The sequence below is a fragment of the Sulfitobacter sediminis genome, from assembly GCF_040811725.1.
Taxonomy (GTDB): Bacteria; Pseudomonadota; Alphaproteobacteria; order Rhodobacterales; family Rhodobacteraceae; genus Sulfitobacter; species Sulfitobacter sediminis.
Genome location: NZ_JBFNXX010000124.1, coordinates 1 through 311, shown reverse-complemented (window position 1 = coordinate 311; position 311 = coordinate 1). Strand labels below are relative to the sequence as shown.

General features: G+C 59.8%; 1 protein-coding gene. It reads right to left on the bottom strand.

All coding sequences use genetic code 11. The features are described 5' to 3' along the window. Positions 1 to 311, bottom strand: a 311-nt coding sequence (locus tag AB2B41_RS23430; RefSeq protein WP_367880238.1) for a transposase, incomplete at both ends; no start/stop codon positions are given.

The window sequence follows — 311 nt, the reverse complement described above, 5'->3', positions numbered from 1 at the left end:
CTTCGGTGATATCCGCTCCACCGTCGCCAAATGGCGCGGCCGAGATATCGTGATGCGTTGACGGCCTCGTTGCGGGCTATAGCACCGGCGCTGGTGGGTTTCCAAGGCTTGGCATTCTTGCGCGGAGGGATGACAGCATGGGCATTACGGGCAGCAATCACGTCATGGCAATTGCGTGTGTCATAGGCCCCGTCGGCGGTCACTGACCCGATGGTCTGATCGGCTGGGATTTGATTGAGTAGCTCTGGCAGCATTGGCGCGTCACCGACATTGCTGGTGGTGACTTCGACGGCGCGAACTTCCAGCGTTTC